The organism is Anaerococcus octavius (assembly GCF_900445265.1).
Classification (GTDB): domain Bacteria; phylum Bacillota; class Clostridia; order Tissierellales; family Peptoniphilaceae; genus Anaerococcus; species Anaerococcus octavius.
Map to the genome: position 1 here is coordinate 1883265 of NZ_UFTA01000002.1, position 24676 is coordinate 1907940.

Below are 24676 nucleotides of genomic sequence, written 5' to 3' on the forward strand. Positions count from 1 at the left end.
AAAATGGCAAGAGTTAGAAGAAGTGTAGCTATAGACCTTGGTACAGCCAAAGTTTTAGTTTTTGTAAATAACAAAGGAGTTGTCCTAAGCGAACCATCAGTAATTGCCGTTGATGTCTTAAAAGATGAAATACTTGCTGTTGGAGATGAGGCAAAAAAACTAGTTGGTAGAACTCCAGGAAATGTAAAAGCTATTATGCCTTTAAAAGATGGAGTCATTGCTGATTTTCCCTCAACTGAGCGTATGCTAAAATATTTTTTAGATAAGTCAGTAAACAAGGCCCTTTTAAAACCAGATTTATTAATTTGCGTGCCAAGTAGGGCGACACAAGTAGAAAAAAGGGCAGTTTTACAAGCAAGTGAAAATGCTGGAGCCCACAGGACATATCTAATAGAAGAACCACTAGCAGCTGCCATTGGGGCAGGAATAGATATAACAGATGCTGGTGGAGAACTTATAATTGATATTGGTGGAGGAACTACCGACATAGCTGTAATCTCTATGGGACAAATTATAGCAAGTCAATCTGTACCAGTTGCTGGTCTTACTTTTGATACAGCAATTAAAGACTATATTAGAAAAAGATATGGTTTACTTTTAGGAGATAACAAGGCGGAAGAGATTAAAATTGCAGCAGGAAATGCTGAAGTAAACGAATCTATAGAAGTAACAGGACGTGAAATATCAACAGGAATGCCACAAAAAGTTTACGTTCCAATTGGAGAAATAGAACTTGCAATAAAACCATATGTTGATTTGATTGTAGATGGGGTAAAAAAAGTATTAGAGGTAACACCTCCAGAGCTAGCTGCAGATATTTATGATAAACAAATGATACTAACAGGTGGTGGTGCCTATACAATAGGTCTACGCCAAAGACTATCTGAAAAATTTCAAATAGATGTAAATATAGCAGATAATGCAGATCAATGTGTAATAATAGGTACTGGACGTGCTTTAACTTGGCTTGATGAAATAGATCAAAGTACAGAAGAATCTGTAAAAGCAAAGCAAAAAGAGTTAGAAAGTAATGAAAAACTAAGGAGAAGATAATGACAAAAACTTTAGTAATGGTTAGACATGGACAAAGTGAATGGAATCTAGCAAATAAATTTACTGGATGGGTAGATGTAGATTTATCAGAAAAAGGTGAAAAAGAAGCGATAGAAGCTGGTAAGAAAATAAAAGAAGCAGGCATAGTTTTTGACCATGCTCATACATCTATTTTAAAAAGAGCAATCAAAACTTGTAACTATGTCCTAGAATATTCTGAACAATTATTTGTACCAGTAGAAAAAACATGGAGACTAAACGAGCGTCACTACGGTGCTTTACAAGGTCTAAATAAAGCAGAAACAGCAGAAAAATATGGTGATGAACAAGTTCATATATGGAGAAGATCTTATGATACACTTCCTCCAACACTTTCAGAAGAAGCTCAAGAAGAACAATTAAATATGAGACAGTTTAAAAATCTTCCAAAAGATGTAATCCCAACAGCAGAAAACTTAAAAATTACCTTAGAGAGAGCTTTACCATATTTCTTTGATAATATCGCACCACAATTATTAAAAGATGAAACAGTACTTGTAGCAGCTCACGGTAACAGTCTAAGAGCTCTTGCAAAACACATCGAAGGTATATCTGATGAAGATATAATGGACTTAGAAATCCCAACAGGACAGCCTCTAGTATATGAACTAGATGATGATTTAAAAATGGTTAAAAAATACTATTTGTAAAAAATATTTGCTGAGCTTGCTAGCTGCAAGCTCTTTTTTCTTGACAAATTTCAGTTAAATTTGTAATTTATATACCGATATAGAAAATTTATATAAAAATATATTTACATTTTTTTTGTAAAGAGCTATAATTAAGAAAAGAAAAGGAGGGGCAATGAAAATAGCATCAGTTGAATACGAAAATGGTGTCTCATCTCTCTTGAACTCCCAATTTGATAAAAACGAAGTAGTTATACATAAATTTGAGCAAATGGAAGATCTTATAGGACTAGATCTTAGCGAGTATGATCTGATTTTGGTAGATATGACCTATAATAAATGTCTGCAGGTAATACAATACATAAAACAAACAACAACTACACCAGTTATTTATCTAACAGAGAGAAATGCGGATAACCCATATGAGCAGGAACTGGATGATAAGGACTTTGTAATTCATTCTAACACTCGCGAAGAGTTTATAAACTCTGTTTTTGAAAAAGTAGAAGAAATTAATGATACCAATATTGTACGTCTAGGCTTTTGTACTATGGAAGAAGATAATGGTATTTTTAGGATAGGAAACGATATTTTAGATCTTACTAAATTTGAAATAAGCATATGCTCAGTTTTAATTTCAAATATGGGTAAGGTACTAAGTAAAGATGACATAGTAGAAGCTATGAATAAAAAAGGCTTAAAAACTACAGAAAGATCAGTCAGAGAGCATATTAGAAAAATAAGATTAGAATTTAAAAAAGCTGATCTAAACCCTATAGAAACTATTAATAGAAAGGGTTATAAGTGGGTTTTAGATAGTTGTAAGCCAAAAGAGTAGTATTTGTGAAATTGTTTTCAATATTAGTTGATAATGGATTTTTATTGTGATATAATCTTATCAAGAAGTAAATAATATATTACGTCTATCCGAAGTTTTAGGGAACAAATTTTGTCCTCGACGCCTTTGGCGTCTGCGGTAATTCCGTGCCTATTGGGCACGGGTCCTCTATACGCCGGACAGGATTCCTCGGGCGTGCCGCCCTGCGGCCATTCCATGGAGGGTCCTCCCTTAGCCGGACGGGCTTGTTTTTCGGGGTAAGGTGAAATTCCTAAACCGGCAGTCATAGTCTGCGAGCCATTTTTTGGCTGATTTGGTGAGATTCCAAAACCGACAGTTATAGTCTGGATGGGAGAAATTAAAAAAATAAAATCCTTGATGCTTTGGCATCACTGGTATTTGGCTTTTAAAAGCTAATCCTCCCCTAGCCTTAGTAGCTAGATGTTTTGCCCCAATGTAGGGCATTTTTTATTGCCCAAATTAGGAGGTAATTATATGAATCGTAGTAGAAGCAAATCTTTTAGTTTAGACAGATTGGTAAAAGTTGGGATACTTGCTAGTATTTCTTATTTACTGATGTTTGTGCAAATGCCTATTCCAATAGCTCCACCTTTTATGAAAGTGGACTTAGCTGATGTGCCAGCTTTAATTGGTGGTTTTGCCATGGGACCTTGGTATGGAGTTTTAATTCAGCTTATTAAAAACGTATTGAACTTATCAAAAACTATGACAGGCGGAGTTGGAGAATTATCAAATTTTGTAGTTGGTTCTACCTTTGTTTTGGTATCTTCTCTAATTTATCAAAATAAAAAAACTCGTAAAAACTCTATTTTAGCCCTTGTTTTAGGAATCTTTGCAATGAGTGCTATAGCTACTTTATCCAATGCTTTTGTAGTTTTTCCAATTTATGGAAAAGTAATGAATATGGATCTTCAAGCCTTTGCTGAGATGATTCCAGGTAATGGATTAGTTTCAAATTATTTTACACTAATGCTTTTTTCAATAGCTCCATTTAACCTTATAAAAGGTGCTATAGAGGCTATAATAACTCAGCTAATTTATAAGCGTATATCACCTATATTAAAATTTTAAATATAGCTTGTCCCTAGAAATTCTAGGGATTTTTTTGTTATAATTCTTTATAAGATAAGAAAATAATAGTAACAATGAGTAATGTAAAGGTAAAGGATTCAAGCTTATCCTTATACGGTATCAATATTCTCTACAATATAAATTTTAATGACCATATTGTAAAATTACTGATTTAATAGACAATAGTGTATAGGGAAAGATTAGTTAGATAAAATGTTTAACTGGCTTCTAGAGAAGTTATTATGATAGTATAAAAAATAAAGTCATATCTTGATAGATGAAGATTATATATAGTTATTCTAGTCGTATATTTGACTAGAACTTTAATTTGTAAGTCTTATTAACTTTTATTATTATAGCTTGGAGGATTTAATGATTAATGATTTGAGGATACTTTCTATATTAATTTTAGCTTTTATTACACCATACTTACTTATAAAATCTATATTGGAGAAAGAAAAAAAGTATATAATTTTAACATGCTTATGTAATATGACTCTCTTCAATTTAATTCTAGATTTTTTATAAATACCACTTTGTAGAGTATATTTACTGATTAAGTAAGATATTAAGACAATTGGTTAAAGCATAAGATAATTTCTAATTTTATTACTATTTTAAAAATATTGTATGAACTAGTACATAAAGTAGTTAGCTGTATTAGTTCATTTTTTTTTATTACAAAAATAGTATAATACTTAAGATAAAGAGGAATTATGATTATTAATGAATTAAATGAAATGAGGGATTTTGCATATAAATTTGCATCCCTTTTAAAAGAAAATGATGTTATAAATTTAATAGGAGATATGGGTGCTGGTAAAACCACCCTTACAAAATTTATTTGTGAGTACTTTGGCATAAATGATAGTTCATCTCCAACTTTTGCTATTGTAAATATCTATGATGGAGATAATACTATTTACCATCTTGATTTATATAGGCTGGAAGATCCAGATGAACTTTTGGAACTTGATTATGAAAGTTATTTTTATCCAGAAGATGCTATTACTTTTATAGAATGGGCAGAAAATGGAGGATGCTTTTTGCCAGATGATATGATAAATGTTAAAATATCAAAGCTAGGTACAAATACTCGTGAAATAAAAATCCTAGATGATACAAAAAGGGGGCGAGAGATAGATGAATATTTTAGCAATTGATACCTCAACAATGATTTCCACAGTAACAATTGCCAACGATAGTGAAATTTTGGGAGATTTTAATGTAAATCAACAAAAAACTCACAGCGAATCTTTGGTACCTATGATAGAAACATTGCTAGAACTTTTAGGAATGGAATTTAAAGATATTGATGAGTTTGTAATTGCAGAAGGTCCTGGTTCTTTTACTGGTCTTAGAATAGGTATGACTATTGCAAAAACTTTAGCCCAAGTTAATGATAAAAAATTAATACCAATTAGTACTCTTTTAGCCCTTGCAAATAATTCTTCAAGCGATAATCTAAAAGTCCCTATGCTAGATGCTAGAGGAAATAGGGTCTACGGTGCAGTTTATGATAAAGATTTCAATGAAATTATAAAAGAAGATTTATACACCATAGAAGACTTTTCAGAAATGGTAAATGATTTGGATGAAGAAAATGAACTTATAGGAGATATTTCTTTAAAATATGAAGATTTATTTGAAAAAGCAAAAGTTTTGCCAATTAATTTTAGAAATACTATAGGTAAGTCTTTGATAAAACTAGCTTTAGAAAATAAAAATGACTATGACCTATACCAACTAGTACCAAATTATTTAAGAAAATCTCAAGCTGAAAGAGAGCTTTTAAGAAATGATCAGAAAAATGGAAATTAGTGATGCAAATGAGGTTTATGATATAGAAAATCAAGCTTTTTTCGAACCTTGGTCAAAGAAAAATCTTATCAAAGACTTAAAATCTAATACATTTTTAAATCACTATGTAGCAGAAATAGATGGCAAGATAGTAGGCTTTTATATATCAAGCCATGTTCTAGATCAAGTAGAGATATTTACTATAGCGGTTGATCATGGTTTTAAAAAAATGGGTATAGCTACTAGCTTACTTAATCATTTAGTAGAAACTAGCCTAAGTAATAATATGAAAGAAATCTGGTTAGAAGTATCTACAAAAAATACTCCTGCTATAAATTTATACAAAAAATTTGGTTTTGAAGTAATGGGCATTAGAAAAAATTACTACCAAAAACTTGGTGAAGATGCCTACAATATGAAAAAGGAATTGTAATGACAGATTTTTATACTATGGGAATTGAAACCAGCTGCGATGATAGCTGTGTAGCAATTATAAAAAATGATAGAGAACTTTTAGTAAATTTAATATCTTCACAAATTGATATTCATACACTTTTTGGTGGAGTAGTTCCAGAGATTGCCAGTAGAAAACATCTAGAAGCTATAAATCCTTTGATAAAAAAAGCCCTAGATGATGCAAACTTGACCTACGATGATATAGATTTAATTTCAGTTACCAAGGGTCCAGGTCTTATGGGATCACTTTTAGTAGGGATTTCTGCTGCTAAGGCCTTATCACTTGCTACAAATACTCCCATGATTGGTGCAAACCATATGCAAGGACATATTTGTGCAAATTATATAGCTCACAAAGATTTACAACCGCCGTTTGTCACCCTAGTTGTAAGTGGAGGACATACTTATCTTGTAAAAGTAAATTCATATACAAATTATGAAGTTGTAGGCAAAACTCGCGATGATGCAGCAGGAGAATCTTTTGACAAAGTAGCTCGCAAAATGGGACTTGGCTATCCAGGAGGTCCCAAAATTGATAAACTTGCCAAAGAAGGCAATAAAGAAGCTATAGATTTTCCAAGGGTAAGGCTGGAAAAAAATTCTTACGATTTTTCATTTTCGGGCTTAAAAACAGCGGTTTTAAATTATATAAACCAAGAAGAACAAAAGTGTCATGAGATTAATAAGGCAGATCTTGCTGCAAGTTTCCAGGAAGCAGTAGTTGATGTTTTAGTAGAAAAGTCTATGAGACTTTTAAAGGAAACAGGTTATGATAAATTCGCCCTAAGTGGGGGAGTTGCTGCAAATAGTAGATTGCAAGATAGAATGCGTGAAGAATGTAAAAAAGAAAATATAAAATTCTACTATCCATCAATAGAACTTTGTACAGATAATGCAGCAATGATAGCTATGGCAGGTTACTTAAACTACCAAGATGGCGAAATTAGTGATAAATTTATGAAAGTTTACCCAAACTTAGAAATATAAGATATAATATAAAATATGAGAAAACGCAGAAGTGAAGATTTAGACTTATTAAGAAAATTTAATAAAATGCAAACTACAAGCTCAGTTATTTGGATACTAGCAGGAGTTGGTATTTTAGCATTTGGAGTGTATTATAAAGAAATTTTTGAAATTATTTTTGGAGCACTTACAACTATATATGGCATAGCGGTTCTAAAAAATAGAAATGTAAGTCTAAATGCAATTGCAAGAAGGGAAAAGAAAAGGCTCAATTTTTTAGTTCTTGCTATTGTGGTATTTTCACTAGTAAATCCAATAGGAAATATACCGGTGATTTATGACTTATACAAAAGAGATTATGTCATAAGAGGAGGATTTGATGAAAAATAAAGTCAAGATTTTTTGTCTAATCCTTGTTTTTATGCTTATAAATACTTCTTGTGCAAAAAGAAGATTGGACCAATTAGAAACTAGGCGTACACAAACAATAGCTAGCGATGGTGGATACAATGGAACAGATGATGTGTTTTATCCAGATAATATAGATAAATACAATGTAGAAACTTATTTAAAGTGGTATAAAGACTTACAAAACCCACCCAAATTACAACTACCAAATCCAGAAAGTCCAAAACCCTTAACTAATAAAGAAATGGTAGAGGACTTTAACTATGTATTTAATGAATTAAAGTCAAATTATCCTTTCTTTAAAGTTTTAAAAAGAGACTATAATATAGACTTTTTAGGCTCTTATGATAAATATCTAAAAAGAATAGAAAGTGCAAAAACTGACCAAGAATTTATAGACGAAATGACTGGTATAATGGGTGAGCTTAACAATTATCACGCTCGTATAGCAGATACTGCCTATGTAGAAAATACATTGAAATATTATTCTAAGAACTGGAACACTCCATCAATTTATTATGAATTTTTAAAAATGAATAAGCAAGTTGTTAGAAATCGCTATAATTTACAAGGTGAGCAAACATCTTCTGATGGAGAAAAAGTTCAAAAAAGATCTATGCCATTTATAAATAAAAACAAAGCATCAAATTTAAGCTTAGAAATGCCGGCAGAAGGCATAGCTTTATTAAAGGTAAATGCTATGGTAGATCCGGAAAAATTTAGTGAAGATGAGGATGTTTTAAATGAGTTTTTAAGAAATAAACACCTCTATAAGGTCCTTATTATAGATATTCGCCAAAATTATGGAGGTAATATGGATTACTGGCAAAAATTTCTCTTGCCAAAAATATTAAAAAGTCCAAAATCCGTAACCAATCATTTATTTTTTAAAAACTCAGATAGGGCCAAACTAATCCTAGCTGATGATACTTTAAATGTTCAAAAATTAAAAGACGTAGATATTTCAGGAGTAAAACTAAATCATTCTAGCGATTTAAAAGACTTTGATTATTATATAAAAGATACCATAACAATAAATCCAGATGAAAGTGAAAAAGAATATGGTTTTGATGGCAATATTTATCTAATGGTAGATAAGGCAGTATTTTCTGCAGCAGAAGGGATGGCAAGTTTTATGAAACACTCAGATGCTGCCCAGCTAGTTGGAGAAACAACTGGAGGAGATGGGATAACTCTTGGAGTAATAAATGATGTAATGCCAAATTCTGGCTTAGTATTTACCTATACAAATACCTTAGGCTACGCTCCAGATGGATCGATAAACGCAGAAAAGCGCACAGTTCCAGATATAGAATCAGAATCGTTTAAGAACTCTATTGAAACAATTGAAGAAATTGAAGATGGCAATTTTTAAAAATAAATTTAATATTATAATTAGAAAAATAAAAAAATATGAGAATTTATCAAATTCTCATATTTTTTATTAGAAATTTTATATTTAAAATTTACTTACCAGATTTCTTAGCTAAATTTGGACTATAAATTATTAGCTTTTTAAAGCCAGTATATATTCTATGAATAGAGTATATAAGTAAAGGTGGCTTAATTAAGAAATACGTATAATAGTTTACATCCTTCGTAAAGACATTCCCTCCGGTCCTACTTAAAATGAGGTCTGAAATATTATTTGAAGTTATATTACGAGCTATAATAATCCCTATTAGCCCAAATATAAAGTCTAAGCACATTAACTTTAATAGCATTGACTTGCTTTTTTTGTCATCATCCATTTGTTTGTTCCTCCTCAAAAAATAATTAACATATAAATGGGTTTTAATAACATTAGTCTCTTTTCTTTTAACTTATTCGAATATTTAATATAATCTTACTTCCCGTTATATACTATTCAATTTTGAAAATTATACAATTTAAAAAGCTAGCTCAATTGATTCGGGTTTCAATTGTATTTTTTCATTATAAATAAGCTAATTCCTGCAATTAAAAGCACTTTAGAAATAGTTTTCAAACCTGATATTCCAGTTTTAGCGTTATTTGCAGCTTTCACACTTTTTTCACTTTGATTTGAAGAAGATTTTGGCTGCTTAATTACAGTGGCTGTAGTATCTCCAACAATTGGTGTAGTTGTTGTAACTGTTTTATTTTGTGTTGGAGTGTTTATTTCTTCGTAGCTTGTATTTTGATAATTGCTAGCTACTGGCTCATTCTCCTTATAATATTCATAGGATTCTCCAATCTCACCGTCGCCATTTTTATCAATCATAAAAGGATATATCCAATCTCTATCTTTTTTTATAGGGATATCAAATTTATCTGTGGAAATAACTTCTTCGACTGTTAAGGGATATTTCCCGTCAGTATTCATATTATCAAGTTCATTTCTTTGTTCATCAGTTAAATCTAAATAAGCTTGGCGAGTTTTGGTGTTTTTATAAAAGGGAGATTGGTACAAATCATCGTTTAAATTTGATTTGCTATTTTCGTCTAAAATATATTCTTTTTCTGGATAATCATAGTGATTTCTATCATCTTCGTCTATCTTACCATCACTATTTTTATCATGCATAAATGGATATAACCAATTATCGCTATTGATTGGAAGATTATATTTATCACTAGCTTCTAATTCTTCAATAGATAAATATTCATCGCCGTTTAGATTTAAGACATCAAGTTCTAGTCTTTGCTCCTCGCTTAGATTTTCATAATAAGATCTAGTTCGATTTTTAATATAAAATATTGAATCATATTTGTAGTTACTAAATTTTTCATCATCACTAAATTCTTTATCGTTAGAAATATCTGGTGTATCTGTTATTAACTTTGTAGCTGGATAGTTAATTTCTGGTTGATATTCTTCTTGATTGGTATGCTCATTTTTATTTTTAAAGCTATCCTTATCTTTATCAGGTATAAAATCTACTATCCATGCCGAATCATCATTATATGAGAGCTTTTCTTCTTCAATCTCAACTAAATCTATAAAGCCATTTTTGTTAGTATCCAAAGTTCTAATATAATTTCTTTGATCCTGGCTAGATTCTCTATAAGCTTCTTTCAGTGATTTTGTTTTAAAAAGTTTATTAACATCACTATTCCATTCACCAACCATACCGTCTATATCTCTATCTTGCATAAACTGGTAGGGGAATTCATAATAAAAGATTGGTAATGAATATTTTAAAGAATCCTCTAGCTCAGATAGAGTTAAAAATTTATTTTTACTATCTATTTTCATATTATCAAGCTCATCTTGTAAGCTTTTGTCTAGGTTAAGATAGGCTATAGTATATTTTGGATTATTATAAAAAATAGACTCGGTATTTATATCCTTTAGGATATCAGGGTCCTGATTTTTAAGTTGTTCAATTTTTTCTATTTCCTTTAGAAAGTTATTGTAAGCGAAGCTTGTAGCATGATTATCTTCTTCATTAAAACTTATATGCTTATTAGCATTTTCTATTGAAATATCATATAAACCTCTAAAGTAACTGTCACTATTTTGATAATTAGAAGAATCGATAGTTTGTTGAATAATTGCCTTTAAGTCATCGGAGTTATATATTTCTTTTTTGTTTAGAGACGAATTTAGTTCGTGATTGCTATATATAGTTGAGTTCATCTCATTGGTTGCAAAAGAAATATTTCCAGTAAATATAATTGAAATAAGTAATGCGCTTGCAAAAGTATTTATTTTTTTCATAGTTTACCTCTCTGCTTCAATGTTAACTTAAAGATATATTTTTTGCAATTAAAAAAGCTAGGTTTTAAACCTAGCTTATCAAAATTATTTTTTATTTTTTTGATTTTTACTTAAGAAATAGTAAGCGCCTAGTGCTATAATTAATATACCTACTACATATCCAAGACTTTTTATACCTGTTTTTACAACGCTTGCTGCATTGGTATTTTCTCTTGGAGCTACTGTTTGGTTGGCTTCTGTTTCGTTAAAATTTTCTTCTTTGTTTTCTTCGCTATTTTTTTTTGCCTTATCTTCATCAGCAAGTTCTGGAGATTTAGTTTCTTTATCTATGGTTACGGTTTTTGGTACTTCTTTTTCTTGTCTTGGATTTTCTGAATCTTTACTTACTTCATCATTAGTATTTTCTGCCCCGTTATCTGTTTGACTACCATCAGTATTTGACTCACTTAATGCTTTTTCAGTGAATGGATATAGCCATGAGTCAGATCCTAGGTTGGATGTATAGTTTGCAGATGCATCTAGCTCTTCGTTTGATAATTTACCATCTTTGTTTGTATCTATGGCATCAAGTTCTCTTTTTTGAGCATCAGATAATTCTTTGTATTTACTACTTGTTTTATCATTTTTTATAAAAGCTGATTCGCTTTGGTTAGCTGTATTTCCAGTTGCTTGGCTAGGATTTTCTATGGTTTGACTTTCTTCTTCTAATTTATCTTCTGATGAACCAGTATTGCCTGCTGTGAAGTTTTGGTTTGCTATTTCGCTTTCTTCTTCACTGTCTAAGGAGTCTGGGATTTTAAAATTTTCCTTATCTGGGCTAGCTAAAAACTCTTTTAAAAGCTCATTAGCTTTTGGATTTTCCTTATTTTCGCTGGCTACTTTTAAAAGCTTATCGTATTTTGCTTGTTGCTTTTCATCAGCTAGATAATAGTTTTTTGAATTTTGAATAGCCTTTATAGCTTGGTCGATGTCTTCGTTATTGTTATTATCTTCATCTAAGAAAAGTCTTCCTTCTTCTATAAAAGCAGTCGTAGCTTCTCCTATACTTTGTATTTCTTGATCGGTTAAGGCTACTTGATTATCAGCTTGTTTGTGGCTAATTAATAATTGTAGATAATCGCTTTGTGCTTTGACTTTTTCTAGGTCATCACTGTTTAAAATTTTTTCGCTATCTTTGATAACTTCTGCAAAGTTTTGCTTATCAAGTTTTTTAATCAGTTCGATATTTACCTTTAGGTCATAGCGAAGCTTATACTCTTCACCAAAGTTTTTTGCAATATTTCCTAAACCCTGGTCTAGGTTAGGATCTTCATTTATATTATTATTTTTTTCTTCTAATAAATTTTGGTAGGCTTCTATTTCGCTTTTAGATGCTTTATCAAAATTTTCTAGAGTATTTATTTCTTCTATTTTTTTAGCACTTTCACTTGCAAAGGATTTTGTAGTTGGTGCAATTAGTCCAATAGCAAGGGAGAGAGCTAGTATTTTACTGTATTTTTTAATTTTCATAATAAACTCTTTCTTTATGCATTTCTTTCCTATTATTATATTAAAAAATAAGTATTTTTCAATCAAAAAAGCTAGAAGTAAGTCTTCTAGCTTTTAAAAAATTTATCCCTTTAATCCTTCTGCTTGTCTTAGCATATTTTCTACAACTATGTCATGGATTTCCCCAAGACTTGCTGCATATTCTAAAATTTCCCAAGGCTTGTTTGTATGAAAGTGGATTTTGATTAATTCTTCATCACCTACTGCAAGTAGGCTATCGCCTTCAAAGTTTTCTGTAATATGATCAAAAATTTCATCTTCATCTAGGTCCTCTCCTGCTATTAGCAGTTGAGTATCAAATTTAAAATCTCCTATATCTACCATAATTTCCTCCTAATTATTATTTCCTTTTGTTAAATTTCTTTTAAGTTCATCTTCTAGCCTAGCAATTTCTGCTTGGGCCAAGGTTCTATTTTTCTTACCCTCGATTTGGATATTTCTAACTTCTTCTATTGTAGAAATAAGTTGCTCGTTGGTATGTTTTATTGTATCAAGATCTATAATTCCACGTTCTGTAGCCTTTGCTGTTTCTATAGTATTTTGTTTTAGAGTATCTGCATTTTTTCTTAAAAGCTCATTGGTTAAATCAGTTACTCTTTGTTGAGTGGCAATAGCTTGGTTGGTATGGTTCATTCCTAGAGCTAAAACCATTTGGTTTTTCCATAGGGGAATGGTATTTACAATTGTGGTTTGAATTTTTTCTGCCATTATAGAGTTAGATGATTGGACCATCCTAATTTGTGGAGCCATTTGAATACTGACCATGCGGGTTAAGTCTAAGTCGTGAAGTTTTTTTTCAAATCTATTTGCTTGAGCTTTCATATCATTTACTTTTTGAGCATCAAGGGGTAGATTAGATTCTTTTGCTTGAGCTTCTAGGGCAGGTATTTCTTTAGCGTAAGTTTCTTGAAGTTTTCTATTGCCAGCTTCTATATACATAGTGATTTCTTTGTAGTATTCTTCATTTAGATCATACATTTGATCAAGCATAGATATATCTTTCATCAAAGTTATTTGATGATTTTCTAAAGTTTTTGCTACTTCATCTATATTTTTTTCTGCTGATTGGTAGCGTACTTTTAAATCATCTATCTTGTTTGCTTGTTTTTTGAAAAATCCAAGTGGACCGGAAGCTTCTTCACGCTCCATATCACGAATATCCATAACCACAGAATCTAGTAATCCACCGATTTCCCCAAGATCCTTATTACGAACTGTGTCTAGAGTTTTTTCGCTAAAATTGGAAATTTTTTTTTGAGCTCCAGACCCGTATTGTAAGATAATATTTGTATCATCAAGTTTTATTTTTTTAGAGAAATCATCTATCATTTTTTCTTCTTCTGGAGAAAATTTTACATTATTCTCTACCAAATCAGGAGTTTCATTAGTTATATTATCTAATTTGCTGTCATTTTCATCAGCCCCATCTAGGGTTAATTTTATATCACTCATTCCTTGCTCCAATCATCTTCTGTGTAACCTTCTTGGTTTAAAAGTAAGTTTATTGTATCAATATCTGTTTTTATATCCATGGCTCTATCTGATAATAGTTCGACTTTTATTTTGTCAAAGGCTTCACCTATGGTAATAATTGATTTGTTGATTTGTTTCATTGAATTTAATATTTTACTATCGTCTGTACGCATCATCTCAAAGTCACCATAAGTTTCAACAAGTTTTGCAGTTGTAGGTAAATAATAGTCAGAAAACTTATTTAGGGCATAGGATTTGTCAGGATATTTTTCTACAATATTTAAAATATCGTTTGAATTTTTTAAAATCTTATCTACATTATTTCTAAAATCAAGATTAGTAATTCTTACTTGATTTTTCTTTATTTCTTCTATAGAGTTTTTACCCAAAGCTAGGATTTCTTTTGCTCTTTCACTGCTTAAGTCTTCAACTAAAACTTCGTCTTCATCACTTGTTTTTACTTTTGCCTCTGGAATTTCTTTTTTCTTATCTTTATATAATCTAAAGGTAGGTATATCAAGGATAAATAATGAATCATCCTCTACAATTCTTGCTTGGTGAAAATATCCTCGTTTCATCATTTTTGTAAGGTCTGATACGGTTTTTTCTTCGCTTTGAGCAACTGCACTTGCTAGATCTTTAATAGAAATTACTGTATTATTACCTAGCTCTCTTAAAAATCTTACATAATTATTTGTAAGTCTAAAATATTCTTTGGATGCCTTCCAAGTAATATATGGGATAGCAATACTTAAAATCGCAAACAAAAGTGTTATTACAAATTCGCCAAATCCTCCAAAATTAATAAATTCAGAGAAAAGACTGATCGTTACAATAATTAAAATAACTCCTGATGTTATAGAAGTTGCCTTATAACTTTTTGCTTTATTAAGTTCTGGTGGTTTTTGCTCACAAACTTCCTTATTTCTAGTTTGAGGTAGATTTTCGTTTTTATCACTTGCTTCTGTAAGCTTTCTTAGGGTATTGTTAACTGAATTTTTAATTGTTTCGCCAATCTCATAAAAATCTATATCAAAAGGGTTAAAATTGTTTTTATCATTACTCATAGCTGCTCCTTATCTTTATAACATCATACCCTAAGCATAAATAAAATTAAAACTGATTTTAATATATATTAACTTACTTATCTAAATCGATTATCTTATCAAAATGATCTTTAACTTCTATTAGCATATCTCTATTTCCAAAAGCAGTTAGATTATTTTTTTTCATAGACTTTTCAAATAAATCTGCATAGGCTTTTATATCAGCAAGTTTGGCATTTTTTATTTGCCATAAAAACTCTTCTGGGTCGCTTGGACTTTCTTTTTTATATCTGCCAAAGTCTTCGTCTGCCAAAGCTTGAGGAGATTTTGGTCTTAAAATAGATCCCATTGATGAGATTTGTTGGTTTTCAAAATCTCTGTCTGTAAGGTCAATATTTTTTGTAAGCTCGCCAATACTATCAAAACTGTCTATAGTTTTTAAAATATTTGGGTCTCTATAAGAGTATGTTGATAAAAGTCCTGTCCTATTTGCAGTGATGCCAGCTCCATAAGCTCCACCTTTGGCACGAATTAATTCATAAAGGTAAGGATTTGATAGTATTGATGTAGCAAGCATTAGTTTGCCGTCAAAAGCTTTATCAAACTCTTTTATATTAGCTGTTTTGGAAATATAATTTACATTTGCATTTGAAAGGATAGCTTCTTTATAATACTCTGGAGTAAATTCTATGGTTGCTTTTGGAGCTTGGCTAGCTAAATTAGCGAACTTTTTATTTATAAAATCTTTCATTTGATTAAAATCATAAGGACTAGCTGTTATATTTATTTCTAGACTACTTGTAAATATTTTTTTATAAGTGTCATTTAATTTTTTTACAAAACTATCAAAATCATTTTTTACTTCTTTAATTACAGTTTTTAAAAATAGATATGATCCAATGCCACTAGTTTCTTCTTTAATCATCATGCCTTTATTTATATGACTATTTGCTCTATTCATAGCAAGTATATGTCCTTGGTCATACATCGTAGATTCAAAATATGATTTTTTCATATGAAGTAATTCTAAAATTCTTTTTTTATCATCAAATATAGAGTTAAACATAAAATCAGCCATCAAGTTTAAGCCATCCTGAGCGGTATCTATGGTTGATGTAAATGATGCTTTTTCTAGTATCGCAAGTTTGTCATCATTTATATTTATAAAGCTATTAGAAAAGTTTGGGCTTGTTAAATATTGGAAAAGTACATCATCTATTTGTGTATATGGGATATTTTTTGTATCAACAGATCCCATAAAATCATTTATTAAGCTTAGATATCTTATTTCTTCTAAATTCAAATGACTTATATCAAAATATAAGGAAGTATAAATCAATCCTGCAGTATCTATATCATGGTAGATATAGGTAAACTTATCATTGAGAATTTGACGAGGAGTTTTTTCTAAACTTACCGGTACATCTTCTATATTTAAAACAGGAATAGTGGCTTTTTCTTCTGAGCTATCAACCTTGTTTTGATGATTTTCTAATTTTTTTAAATTATCCTTAATATTAACCAAGTCATAGTCATTAACTTTATTATTAATTTTTTCTATATAGTCATCTAATTCTTTTTGTTTTTCTACCATGTAGGTGCTACTTGGCTTAGCAATGTAGATTAATTTTGTTGGATTATCTATAAAATTTTCTTTTATAAAATTTTCATAATAATCTGTATCTATCAATTCTCTTAGCTCATCTAGATAGTCAATTATTTTAAAGGTTTCAAAGATTGGTTTATCAAATTGCCACATTAGAAAGTAAGTTAAACCACGCATTACAGAGATTAGCTGTTCCCTTTGTGCATATTCAAAAATAGAAAAAGCAGCTTTTAAACTTTCCTTATTTATTCCTTTGCTAGCTTCTTTAAAACCATTTTCGATAATTTCTACATATCTATCTAATTTTTTATCATCAGCTTTTTGAGCTTGTAAAATTATAGAGCTTCGTACTCCATAACCCAATCTAGCAGTAAAATCTTCTGGATTAATTTCTTTATATATTTGATTTTTGATTTGTGATGAGTCCATGTGAAATAAGGCGCTTATTAAAATTAGAAGAGTCAAATAATATTTTGTATCTTGATTTTTCTTAGTTAAAAAACCATATAATAAATAATCCTTATTCACTTCTTTTAAAAGGGCAGGATAACTTGATTTAATAACTTGCTTATAATAGTTATCTGGCACATCTATTGAAAAATCTAAGTCCATGTATTCATACTTTGATAAGTATTCCTTATCTAGGTGATCAAGGTAAAAATCAATATCCAAATCACCATAAAAATAAATATAGGCATTGGATGGGTGGTAGTGGTTATCATAAAAGTCTACAAATTCATCATAGGAAAGTTTATAAATTTCATAAGGATCTCCGCCGGATTCGTATTCATAAGGACTATTTTTATATAAATAGGAAACAAAATCATTATAAACAAGTTCATCAGGATCTGTAAGAGCGCCTTTCATCTCATTGTAAACTACACCTGAAACACCTGTAATTTTGTCATTTTCTATTTCATAATGCCAGCCTTCTTGGTCTAATATTTCTCTTTTGTGGCGGACAGCTGGATTAAAAACTGCATCCAAATACACATCGGTTAGATTATAAAAATCCTTGTCGTTTTCACTAGAAACTGGATATACAGTCTTGTCTGGATAGGTCATAGCATTTAAGAAAGTTTGTAGTGAACTAGATGCCATATCCATAAAAGGTTCACGAGTTTTATATTTTTTTGATCCATTTAAAACTGAGTGTTCCATAATATGGGACATGCCCTTAGAATTTGTAGGTGGAGTTTTAAATCCTATGCCAAAAGTTTTATTTTTATCATCGTTTTTTACATATACAACTTGGGCTTTAGTTTTATCATGTTCATACAAAAAAACTTCAATACCAATTTTTTCATAAATTTCTTTTTCTTTTAAAGTGTAAGTCATAATCCCTCCGTTTTTTTAACTATACTCCAAGTTTATTAGAGTGTTTTGGGTAAAAATTTTAAGTATACTGACTATAGGAGGATATATGAAATTAGGAATACTTGGTTCTGGTAAAATTGTAAAAGAAGTTTTGCCAGTATTAGAAGAGATAGAAAATATAGAAGTACATGCAATAGCAGCAAGAAATGAAGAAAAATTGCAAAAATTATCTAAAGACTTTGCTATAAAAAAATATTATACAAGCGTAGATGATTTGTTAGATGATAAACAAATCGATACTGTCTATGTAGCTTTGCCAAATAATTTGCATTTTGAAGCTATGAATAAGGCTATAGATAAAGGAAAAAATATAATTTGTGAAAAACCATTTACATCAAATGCCTATGAAACAGAAATGATTATAGAAAAAGCAAAGCAAAAAGATGTTATGATTATAGAAGCTATAAGCCACAGGTTTATTCCAAATGCTGTTGAAGCTAAAAAAATGATTAAAGACTTGGGAAAAATAAAGATAGTTTCCTTTAATTATTCTCAATATTCATCAAGATATGACAATTTTAAAGAAGATATTATTGAACCAGTGTTTTTACTAGAAAATTCAGGTGGGGCATTAATAGACTTAAATTTATATAATGTTGCCTTTGCTGTTGATACATTTGGTCTGCCAAAAAATGTAAAATATTTTGCAAATATAAGTAAAGATATAGATACATCTGGAATTGTTATTTTGGATTATGAGGACTTTATAGTTTCATGTATAGGTTCAAAAGATTCAGCTGCTCCAATTATAAATACCATTCAAGGAGAAAATGCAACTATAGAAATCCCTGGTGCTTTAAATAATTTTGGAGAATTTAGATTAACAAAAACTCATGAAGATAAAGTTTCTGAATTTAATTATAATCAAGAAAGTAAAAGTAGATTATATTATGAATTTGTTGAGATAGAAGAGATTTTAAGAACTCATGATAAAAATAAAGTTCATAGTTTGTTAGAAAAAACCAGAAATTATATGGATGTTATAACAAAAGCAAGATATGATGCAAATATATATTACCCAGCTGACAAAATTCGTTAAATTTATGATATAATAAGTATGTAAAATCATTCTTATATGAATTTATAGAAATATTTATTTTAAGGAAAGGAGAGAAGATGGTAGGAATAATACTTGCAAGTCATGGGCACTTTGCTGAAGGTATCAAAGAATCTGCCCAAATGATTTTTGGTGAACAAGAAAAATTTGAATCAGCAATTCTTTTACCAAGCATGGGACCAGATGACTTAAGAAGTGATCTTGAAGCTGCTATCAAAAAAATAGATTGCGATGAGATTTTATTTCTAGTTGATCTTTGGGGAGGTACTCCATTTAACCAAACTTCAAACCTACTTGAAGGTCATGAAGATAAATGGGCGATTGTTGCTGGCATGAATCTACCAATGGTTATAGAAGCCCTATCAGAAAGATTTACAAGCGAATCTTCACACGATATTGCAAAAGCAATTGTAGGCTCAGCTAAAGAAGGAGTAAAGATCAAACCAGAAAACTTAAACGAAGCTAGCGAAAAAGTTGAAACTAAAGCAAGCGATGACGATGATGCCCAAGCTTTAGTAGATGCAAAAAAAGCTTCTGATGGTTCCATACCAAAAGGAGCAGTAATTGGAGATGGAAAAATCGATATAGTCCTAGCTCGTATTGACACTAGACTTTTGCACGGTCAAGTGGCAACTAGTTGGACCAAAGCTACTAAACCTGACCGCATCATAGTAGTATCTGATGCAGTAAGTAAAGATGAGCTTCGTAAATCAATGGTAATGGAAGCAGAACCACCAGGAGTAAAAGCACACGTAGTACCAGTTTGGAAAATGAAAGAGATTTTAGAAGACTCAAGATTTGGTGCAACTCGTGCTATGCTTTTATTTGAAAAACCACAAGATGTTTTACAACTAATTGAACTTGGTGGCAAACTTGATAATGTAAATATTGGATCAATGTCTTATTCAGAAGGAAAAGTAAACCTTACAACAGCCATTTCTATGGGCAAAAGTGATGTAGAAACTATAGAAAAATTAAGAGAAAACGGCATTAATTTTGATGTAAGAAAAGTACCTGCTGATAAAAGAGAAAATCTTGATAATATGCTAAAAAAAGCAAAATCAGAATTAAATATGAATTAGGAGAAAAAATGACTGCTATTAATATTATTTTAATCTTTATAGTGGCCTTTCTAGCTGGTTGTGAGGGTATTTTGGACCAATTCCAATTTCATCAACCATTAGTTGCTTGTACTTTAATTGGACTTGTAACTGGACACTTAAAAGAAGGTGTCATGCTAGGAGGAGCACTACAAATGTTGGCCCTAGGTTGGTCAAATGTAGGAGCAGCTATTGCTCCGGATGCAGCCTTAGCATCTGTTGCATCAGCTATAATCATGGCTCTTGCTTTAAATGGTGGTACTACAAATGCTGCCGAAGCTAGAAGTACAGCTATTACTCTAGCAATCCCACTATCAGTAGCTGGATTATTTTTAACCATGCTTGCAAGAACTCTTGCAATACCTATGGTTCATGCTATGGACTCTGCTGCAGAAACTGCAGATTTCAAAAAAATAGAAAGAATTCACTGGGCTGGTGTTATTATGCAAGGACTTAGAATTGCTATTCCTGCACTTATTTTATGTTTTATCCCAGCAAAAGTAGTAACTGATGCCCTAAATTCTATGCCGGAATGGCTAAAAGGTGGTATGCAAGTAGGCGGTGGAATGGTTGCAGCAGTAGGTTATGCCATGGTATTAAATATGATGAGCACCAAAGAAACTTGGCCATTCTTTGCCTTAGGTTTTGTAATTGCAGCTATACCAGATATTACCCTAATAGGACTTGGTGTAATAGGTGTTGCATTTGCACTTATATATATGAAACTTAAAGGCATTGCCCAAAATAGTGGCGGAGCTAGAGGAAACTCTGGTGATCCACTTGGCGATATAATAAACGATTATTAAGGAGGGATCTTATGACTGATAACAATAAAGAAAAAGACTTAGAAGTTTTTGAAGCAGACTCTAATAAAGAAGTTATAAAAAATGAAGATCCTGCTAATAAAAAAGAAGAAACAGAAAAAACTGATGTAGTAGAAACAAAAGAAGAAGACCAAGCAAAAGTAGTAAATGGAAATGCTGGCAGACTAGAATTGCCAGAAGATGTAAGAAAAAAAATCTGTAATAGGCACCAATTCTTACAAGGAACATGGAACTTCGAAAGAATGCAAAATGGTGGTTGGGTTTATTCTATGATTCCAGCTATAAAATACCTATACCACGATGAAGCTAGCCAAACTGCAGCATTAAAACGTCACTTAGAGTTTTATAATACTCATCCATATGTATCTGCACCAGTTTTAGGTGTAACACTTGCTATGGAAGAAGAAAGAGCAAATGGAACTGCTATTGATGATGCAGCTATCAACGGTGTAAAAGTTGGTATGATGGGTCCTCTTGCAGGTGTTGGTGACCCAGTTTTCTGGTTTACAATTAGACCTATATTAGGAGCTCTAGGTGCATCATTAGCTTTAAGTGGAAACCCACTAGGACCAATTCTATTTTTTGTACTTTGGAATCTAATTAGATATGCTTTCTTATGGAAAACCCAAGAAGCAGGATATAAAGCAGGAAATGAAATAACCAAAGACTTATCAGGCGGACTTCTAGGCAGAATTACCCTTATGGCTTCTATCCTTGGTATGTTTGTAATAGGTGCACTAGTACAAAGGTGGGTAAATGTAGATTTCCCAGTTACAATTACAAAAGTAACACAAGATAGCAAGACATTTATAGATTGGGCAAATCTACCAACAGGATCAGAAGGTATAAAACATGCTCTAGAAATGTATGAAACATACGGAGCAGATGCCTTTAGTCCAGAAAAAGTTACAACCTTACAAGATAACTTAGATATGCTAATACCAGGACTAGTTCCATTGTTATTAACACTAGGTGTATCAAAGCTACTTAAAAAAGATGTTTCGCCAATAACAATAATCCTTGCGCTATTTGCTATAGGTATTATTGCTAGATACTTTAATATAATGTAATGCTTAGTTCACAAAATAAAAGTATAGACTTAACTATAAAAGCAAAACACCTCCAGGGCTTTACTAGCTCTGGAGATGTTATTATAGGTGATAAGGCTTTTGAATATTATAATGAGAAAAATCCTAGAGATTATATTCAAATCCCTTGGACAGAAGTAGATCTTATTACAGCAGAAGTTATCTTTAAAAATAAAATTCCAAGATTTGCTTTACATACTAAACAAAATGGAGATTTTATTTTTACTACACAAGACAATAAGAAAACCTTGCGAGCAATAAATAAATATATACCAGGCGAAAAACTTAGAAGATCCCTATCCTTTAAGGATTATCTAAAACGTGCTTTTAAAAAATAGAGTGCCAATAGGTGCTCTTTTTTTATTTTAAAAATGGGTATATAATTTAACAAAGAACAAACTGGAAAACATTTTCTAAAATATGGAAAAATAAATTGAATTACTATATAATATAACTTATAAGGATTTATAAAACATATTTTTTTAGAAGAATATAAATGTTTTCACAAAGGAGAAAAGTATGAAAAATTATAGTACATCTAAAATAAGAAATTTAGCTTTAGTCGGTCACTCAGCAAGTGGAAAAACTAGCCTTGCTGAAGCACTTTTATATAAAACTGGTGCAGTAGAAAAAAAAGGAAGAGTTGAAGAGAAAAATACGGTTTCGGATTATGAAGCTCAAGAGAAAAAAAGAGGTATTTCTATACAAACTTCAATAATTCCTATAGAATACGAAGACTACAAGATAAACTTTATAGATTCTCCTGGTTTTTTTGATTTTGAAGGCGAAGTTTTACAGGCTCTGAGGGCAAGTGAGGCTGCACTTTTTGTAATTGATGGAGAAAATGGCATAGAAGTTGGTACAGAAAAATATTGGAATTATACCCAAGAAATCAACCTACCATCAATTATTTTTGTAAATAAACTTGATAAGGAAAATGCTCATTTTAACAAGGTTGTGTCAGACCTTCACATTGAGTTTGGTAAAAAAGTAATTCCACTTACCCTTATGCTTGGAGAAGGCGATAAGTTTGAAGGGATAATCGATGTTCTAGATAAAAAAGCCTATACTTACGAAAATGGCGAGAAAAAAGAAGTTGAAATCCCAGAGATTCGTTTAGCAGAAGTGGATGCGGTTTATGAAGAGATTATAGAAGCTGTAGCAGAAACTGATGATTCACTTATGGAAAAATTCTTTGAGGGAGAAGAATTTTCTGAAAGTGAGTTTAGAAAAGGTCTTACACAAGCTATTTTAGAAGGAACTGTTGTACCACTTATTGCAGGTTCTAGCGAAAAAGAAATAGGTCTTACTCAACTTCTAGAAGTAATTACTAAGTATATGCCGTCTATAGATGATGAAGCGGCAAATATTGGTTTTAGAGTAAAAGAAGGTTATGAAGCTTTTGATCCAGACGAAGATGCACCATTTTCTGCAGTGGTTTTTAAGACTTTAGCAGATCCATTTGTTGGAAAAATTTCTATGTTTAAAGTTTTATCAGGATCGGTTTCTAAAGATGATAAAATTTTGGATGTTAGCAAAAATAAAGAATTAAAGGCATCTAACTTATTTTATTTAAGAGGAAAAGAACAAATAAAAACTGACAAGGTAGTAGCAGGGGACATCGGTGCCTTTACAAAACTTGACGAATTATCAACAGGCGATACTCTTGCAACAGCTGCTAATAAAATAGAATACAAGCAAATCAAATATCCAAAACCAGTTTTATTTTATGCGATAAATGCTATTAGCAAAAATGATGAAGATAAAATCTCTGAAGCATTACAAAAATTAATGGAAGAAGACCCAACCTTTAAAGACGAAAGAAATATAGAGACTCACCAACAAATATTATCTGGTCTTGGAAATGTTCAACTAGAAGTAATCATGGATAAACTTCGTGACAACTACGGAGTAAATACAGAAGTTGTAGATTACAAAATTCCTTATAGGGAAACTATAAAAGGCAATTCTGATGTCCAAGGTAAGCACAAAAAACAATCCGGTGGTGCAGGTCAATACGGGGATGTATTTATCAGATTTGAACCAACAGATGAAGACTTTATATTTGATGAAGAAGTATTTGGTGGAGCGGTTCCTAAAAATTATTTCCCTGCAGTTGAAAAAGGACTAGAAGAATCTTTATTAGAAGGACCATTAGCTGGTTTTAAAGTAACTGGTATCCACGCAACCCTTTATGATGGCTCTTACCATCCAGTTGATAGTAATGAGCAAGCATTTAAATCTGCTGCAAGACTTGCCTTCAAAAAGGGTATAGAAGAAGCAGACCCAATACTTTTAGAACCTGTTATGAAACTAGAAATTAGAGTTCCGGAATCAAGCATGGGAGATGTAATGGGTGATATGAATAAAAGACGTGGCAGAATATTAGGTATGGATCCACAAGCAGATGGCAACCAAATTATTATTGCTGAAGCACCTTTATCAGAAGTCTTAACCTACGCCATTGATTTAAGAAGTCAAACATCAGCTAGAGGCTCTTTTGCAATGGATTTTGAAAGATACGAAGAAGTGCCAAAAGAAATTACACAAAAAGTTATAGAAGCACACAAAGAATAAGTTATGAGGAGGCATGT

General features: G+C 31.1%; 23 protein-coding genes and 1 riboswitch. Of the genes, 16 read left to right on the forward strand and 7 right to left on the reverse strand.

Annotated elements, in window-relative coordinates:
- The first annotated feature begins 3 nt into the window (after positions 1 to 3).
- The 10 genes from mreB (at position 4) to DY249_RS09040 (ending at position 8656) form a co-directional block, all read left to right on the forward strand.
- The gene (mreB, locus tag DY249_RS08995) at positions 4 to 1053 is read left to right on the forward strand and encodes a rod shape-determining protein (RefSeq protein WP_101540739.1); all 1050 of its coding nucleotides are present in this window, start codon (positions 4 to 6) and stop codon (positions 1051 to 1053) included.
- Positions 1053 to 1742, forward strand: coding sequence for a 2,3-diphosphoglycerate-dependent phosphoglycerate mutase (gene gpmA / locus DY249_RS09000; RefSeq protein WP_115595935.1), 690 nt, complete (start codon positions 1053 to 1055; stop codon positions 1740 to 1742). Before mreB ends, gpmA begins: the two co-directional genes overlap by 1 nt.
- A gap of 154 nt (positions 1743 to 1896) precedes the next feature.
- The gene (locus tag DY249_RS09005) at positions 1897 to 2559 is read left to right on the forward strand and encodes a winged helix-turn-helix domain-containing protein (protein WP_115595936.1); all 663 of its coding nucleotides are present in this window, start codon (positions 1897 to 1899) and stop codon (positions 2557 to 2559) included.
- 244 nt (positions 2560 to 2803) lie between these two features.
- A riboswitch (FMN riboswitch) is annotated at positions 2804 to 2923 on the forward strand.
- Between the two features lie 131 nt (positions 2924 to 3054).
- Positions 3055 to 3651, forward strand: coding sequence for an ECF transporter S component (locus tag DY249_RS09010; RefSeq protein ID WP_115595937.1), 597 nt, complete (start codon positions 3055 to 3057; stop codon positions 3649 to 3651).
- Positions 3652 to 4367: 716 nt separating this feature from the next.
- On the forward strand, positions 4368 to 4814 hold the full coding sequence (tsaE, locus tag DY249_RS09015; protein WP_115595938.1) for a tRNA (adenosine(37)-N6)-threonylcarbamoyltransferase complex ATPase subunit type 1 TsaE: 447 nt from the start codon (positions 4368 to 4370) through the stop codon (positions 4812 to 4814).
- Complete coding sequence (tsaB, locus tag DY249_RS09020; protein WP_115595939.1) at positions 4795 to 5472, forward strand: tRNA (adenosine(37)-N6)-threonylcarbamoyltransferase complex dimerization subunit type 1 TsaB; 678 nt, start codon at positions 4795 to 4797, stop codon at positions 5470 to 5472. Before tsaE ends, tsaB begins: the two co-directional genes overlap by 20 nt.
- Positions 5450 to 5884, forward strand: coding sequence for a ribosomal protein S18-alanine N-acetyltransferase (rimI, locus tag DY249_RS09025; RefSeq protein WP_101540745.1), 435 nt, complete (start codon positions 5450 to 5452; stop codon positions 5882 to 5884). Before tsaB ends, rimI begins: the two co-directional genes overlap by 23 nt.
- The gene (tsaD, locus tag DY249_RS09030; protein WP_115595940.1) at positions 5884 to 6894 is read left to right on the forward strand and encodes a tRNA (adenosine(37)-N6)-threonylcarbamoyltransferase complex transferase subunit TsaD; all 1011 of its coding nucleotides are present in this window, start codon (positions 5884 to 5886) and stop codon (positions 6892 to 6894) included. Before rimI ends, tsaD begins: the two co-directional genes overlap by 1 nt.
- A 15-nt stretch (positions 6895 to 6909) precedes the next feature.
- On the forward strand, positions 6910 to 7263 hold the full coding sequence (locus DY249_RS09035; RefSeq protein ID WP_115595941.1) for a hypothetical protein: 354 nt from the start codon (positions 6910 to 6912) through the stop codon (positions 7261 to 7263).
- Entirely contained in the window at positions 7253 to 8656 is a 1404-nt protein-coding gene (locus tag DY249_RS09040; RefSeq protein ID WP_115595942.1) for a S41 family peptidase, read from the forward strand. The genes DY249_RS09035 and DY249_RS09040 overlap by 11 nt, the downstream gene beginning before the upstream one ends.
- Positions 8657 to 8747: 91 nt before the next feature.
- On the opposite strand, the gene DY249_RS09045 is transcribed toward DY249_RS09040, so the two are convergent.
- The 7 genes from DY249_RS09045 to DY249_RS09075 all read right to left on the reverse strand — a co-directional run bounded on the left by DY249_RS09045 (position 8748) and on the right by DY249_RS09075 (position 17974).
- Positions 8748 to 9032, reverse strand: coding sequence for a hypothetical protein (locus DY249_RS09045; RefSeq protein ID WP_115595943.1), 285 nt, complete (start codon positions 9030 to 9032; stop codon positions 8748 to 8750).
- Between the two features lie 167 nt (positions 9033 to 9199).
- Positions 9200 to 10963, reverse strand: a complete 1764-nt coding sequence (locus tag DY249_RS09050; protein ID WP_115595944.1) for a hypothetical protein — start codon at positions 10961 to 10963, stop codon at positions 9200 to 9202.
- Between the two features lie 84 nt (positions 10964 to 11047).
- The gene (locus DY249_RS09055; RefSeq protein WP_115595945.1) at positions 11048 to 12472 is read right to left on the reverse strand and encodes a hypothetical protein; all 1425 of its coding nucleotides are present in this window, start codon (positions 12470 to 12472) and stop codon (positions 11048 to 11050) included.
- Between the two features lie 102 nt (positions 12473 to 12574).
- Complete coding sequence (locus DY249_RS09060) at positions 12575 to 12835, reverse strand: kinase to dihydroxyacetone kinase (protein ID WP_115595946.1); 261 nt, start codon at positions 12833 to 12835, stop codon at positions 12575 to 12577.
- Between the two features lie 9 nt (positions 12836 to 12844).
- Positions 12845 to 13963 carry a toxic anion resistance protein gene (locus DY249_RS09065; RefSeq protein WP_115595947.1) on the reverse strand — a complete coding sequence of 373 codons (1119 nt, stop codon included), beginning with the start codon at positions 13961 to 13963 and terminating at the stop codon, positions 12845 to 12847.
- A complete protein-coding gene (locus DY249_RS09070; RefSeq protein ID WP_115595948.1) occupies positions 13960 to 15051 on the reverse strand; it encodes a 5-bromo-4-chloroindolyl phosphate hydrolysis family protein in 1092 nt (363 codons plus the stop codon). The genes DY249_RS09065 and DY249_RS09070 overlap by 4 nt, the downstream gene beginning before the upstream one ends.
- 73 nt (positions 15052 to 15124) lie before the next feature.
- The gene (locus DY249_RS09075) at positions 15125 to 17974 is read right to left on the reverse strand and encodes an insulinase family protein (protein WP_172540091.1); all 2850 of its coding nucleotides are present in this window, start codon (positions 17972 to 17974) and stop codon (positions 15125 to 15127) included.
- Between the two features lie 85 nt (positions 17975 to 18059).
- Here DY249_RS09075 and DY249_RS09080 point away from each other — a divergent pair, with 85 nt between their 5' ends.
- The 6 genes from DY249_RS09080 (at position 18060) to fusA (ending at position 24659) form a co-directional block, all read left to right on the forward strand.
- Complete coding sequence (locus DY249_RS09080) at positions 18060 to 19052, forward strand: Gfo/Idh/MocA family protein (protein WP_115595950.1); 993 nt, start codon at positions 18060 to 18062, stop codon at positions 19050 to 19052.
- Between the two features lie 77 nt (positions 19053 to 19129).
- Positions 19130 to 20152: a PTS sugar transporter subunit IIB gene (locus DY249_RS09085; RefSeq protein ID WP_115595951.1), complete on the forward strand. Its 1023-nt coding sequence runs from the start codon at positions 19130 to 19132 to the stop codon at positions 20150 to 20152.
- Between the two features lie 8 nt (positions 20153 to 20160).
- Positions 20161 to 20976 (forward strand): PTS mannose/fructose/sorbose transporter subunit IIC, encoded by an 816-nt coding sequence (locus DY249_RS09090; RefSeq protein WP_101541038.1) that lies wholly within the window; start codon positions 20161 to 20163, stop codon positions 20974 to 20976.
- 11 nt (positions 20977 to 20987) lie between these two features.
- A complete protein-coding gene (locus DY249_RS09095; RefSeq protein ID WP_115595952.1) occupies positions 20988 to 22064 on the forward strand; it encodes a PTS system mannose/fructose/sorbose family transporter subunit IID in 1077 nt (358 codons plus the stop codon).
- Entirely contained in the window at positions 22064 to 22420 is a 357-nt protein-coding gene (locus DY249_RS09100) for a DUF956 family protein (protein WP_101541040.1), read from the forward strand. The genes DY249_RS09095 and DY249_RS09100 overlap by 1 nt, the downstream gene beginning before the upstream one ends.
- Before the next feature lie 181 nt (positions 22421 to 22601).
- Entirely contained in the window at positions 22602 to 24659 is a 2058-nt protein-coding gene (gene fusA / locus DY249_RS09105; RefSeq protein ID WP_115595953.1) for an elongation factor G, read from the forward strand.
- Positions 24660 to 24676 lie beyond the last annotated feature (17 nt).

Excerpts from the sequence above, each read along its gene's own strand:
- mreB (WP_101540739.1), top strand. The coding sequence starts at position 4 with ATGGCAAGAGTTAGAAGAAGTGTAGCTATAGACCTTGGTACAGCCAAA.
- gpmA (WP_115595935.1), top strand. The coding sequence starts at position 1,053 with ATGACAAAAACTTTAGTAATGGTTAGACATGGACAAAGTGAATGGAAT.
- DY249_RS09005 (WP_115595936.1), top strand. The coding sequence starts at position 1,897 with ATGAAAATAGCATCAGTTGAATACGAAAATGGTGTCTCATCTCTCTTG.
- DY249_RS09010 (WP_115595937.1), top strand. The coding sequence starts at position 3,055 with ATGAATCGTAGTAGAAGCAAATCTTTTAGTTTAGACAGATTGGTAAAA.
- tsaE (WP_115595938.1), top strand. The coding sequence starts at position 4,368 with ATGATTATTAATGAATTAAATGAAATGAGGGATTTTGCATATAAATTT.
- tsaB (WP_115595939.1), top strand. The coding sequence starts at position 4,795 with ATGAATATTTTAGCAATTGATACCTCAACAATGATTTCCACAGTAACA.
- rimI (WP_101540745.1), top strand. The coding sequence starts at position 5,450 with ATGATCAGAAAAATGGAAATTAGTGATGCAAATGAGGTTTATGATATA.
- tsaD (WP_115595940.1), top strand. The coding sequence starts at position 5,884 with ATGACAGATTTTTATACTATGGGAATTGAAACCAGCTGCGATGATAGC.
- DY249_RS09035 (WP_115595941.1), top strand. The coding sequence starts at position 6,910 with ATGAGAAAACGCAGAAGTGAAGATTTAGACTTATTAAGAAAATTTAAT.
- DY249_RS09040 (WP_115595942.1), top strand. The coding sequence starts at position 7,253 with ATGAAAAATAAAGTCAAGATTTTTTGTCTAATCCTTGTTTTTATGCTT.
- DY249_RS09045 (WP_115595943.1), bottom strand. The coding sequence starts at position 9,032 with ATGGATGATGACAAAAAAAGCAAGTCAATGCTATTAAAGTTAATGTGC.
- DY249_RS09050 (WP_115595944.1), bottom strand. The coding sequence starts at position 10,963 with ATGAAAAAAATAAATACTTTTGCAAGCGCATTACTTATTTCAATTATA.
- DY249_RS09055 (WP_115595945.1), bottom strand. The coding sequence starts at position 12,472 with ATGAAAATTAAAAAATACAGTAAAATACTAGCTCTCTCCCTTGCTATT.
- DY249_RS09060 (WP_115595946.1), bottom strand. The coding sequence starts at position 12,835 with ATGGTAGATATAGGAGATTTTAAATTTGATACTCAACTGCTAATAGCA.
- DY249_RS09065 (WP_115595947.1), bottom strand. The coding sequence starts at position 13,963 with ATGAGTGATATAAAATTAACCCTAGATGGGGCTGATGAAAATGACAGC.
- DY249_RS09070 (WP_115595948.1), bottom strand. The coding sequence starts at position 15,051 with ATGAGTAATGATAAAAACAATTTTAACCCTTTTGATATAGATTTTTAT.
- DY249_RS09075 (WP_172540091.1), bottom strand. The coding sequence starts at position 17,974 with ATGACTTACACTTTAAAAGAAAAAGAAATTTATGAAAAAATTGGTATT.
- DY249_RS09080 (WP_115595950.1), top strand. The coding sequence starts at position 18,060 with ATGAAATTAGGAATACTTGGTTCTGGTAAAATTGTAAAAGAAGTTTTG.
- DY249_RS09085 (WP_115595951.1), top strand. The coding sequence starts at position 19,130 with ATGGTAGGAATAATACTTGCAAGTCATGGGCACTTTGCTGAAGGTATC.
- DY249_RS09090 (WP_101541038.1), top strand. The coding sequence starts at position 20,161 with ATGACTGCTATTAATATTATTTTAATCTTTATAGTGGCCTTTCTAGCT.
- DY249_RS09095 (WP_115595952.1), top strand. The coding sequence starts at position 20,988 with ATGACTGATAACAATAAAGAAAAAGACTTAGAAGTTTTTGAAGCAGAC.
- DY249_RS09100 (WP_101541040.1), top strand. The coding sequence starts at position 22,064 with ATGCTTAGTTCACAAAATAAAAGTATAGACTTAACTATAAAAGCAAAA.
- fusA (WP_115595953.1), top strand. The coding sequence starts at position 22,602 with ATGAAAAATTATAGTACATCTAAAATAAGAAATTTAGCTTTAGTCGGT.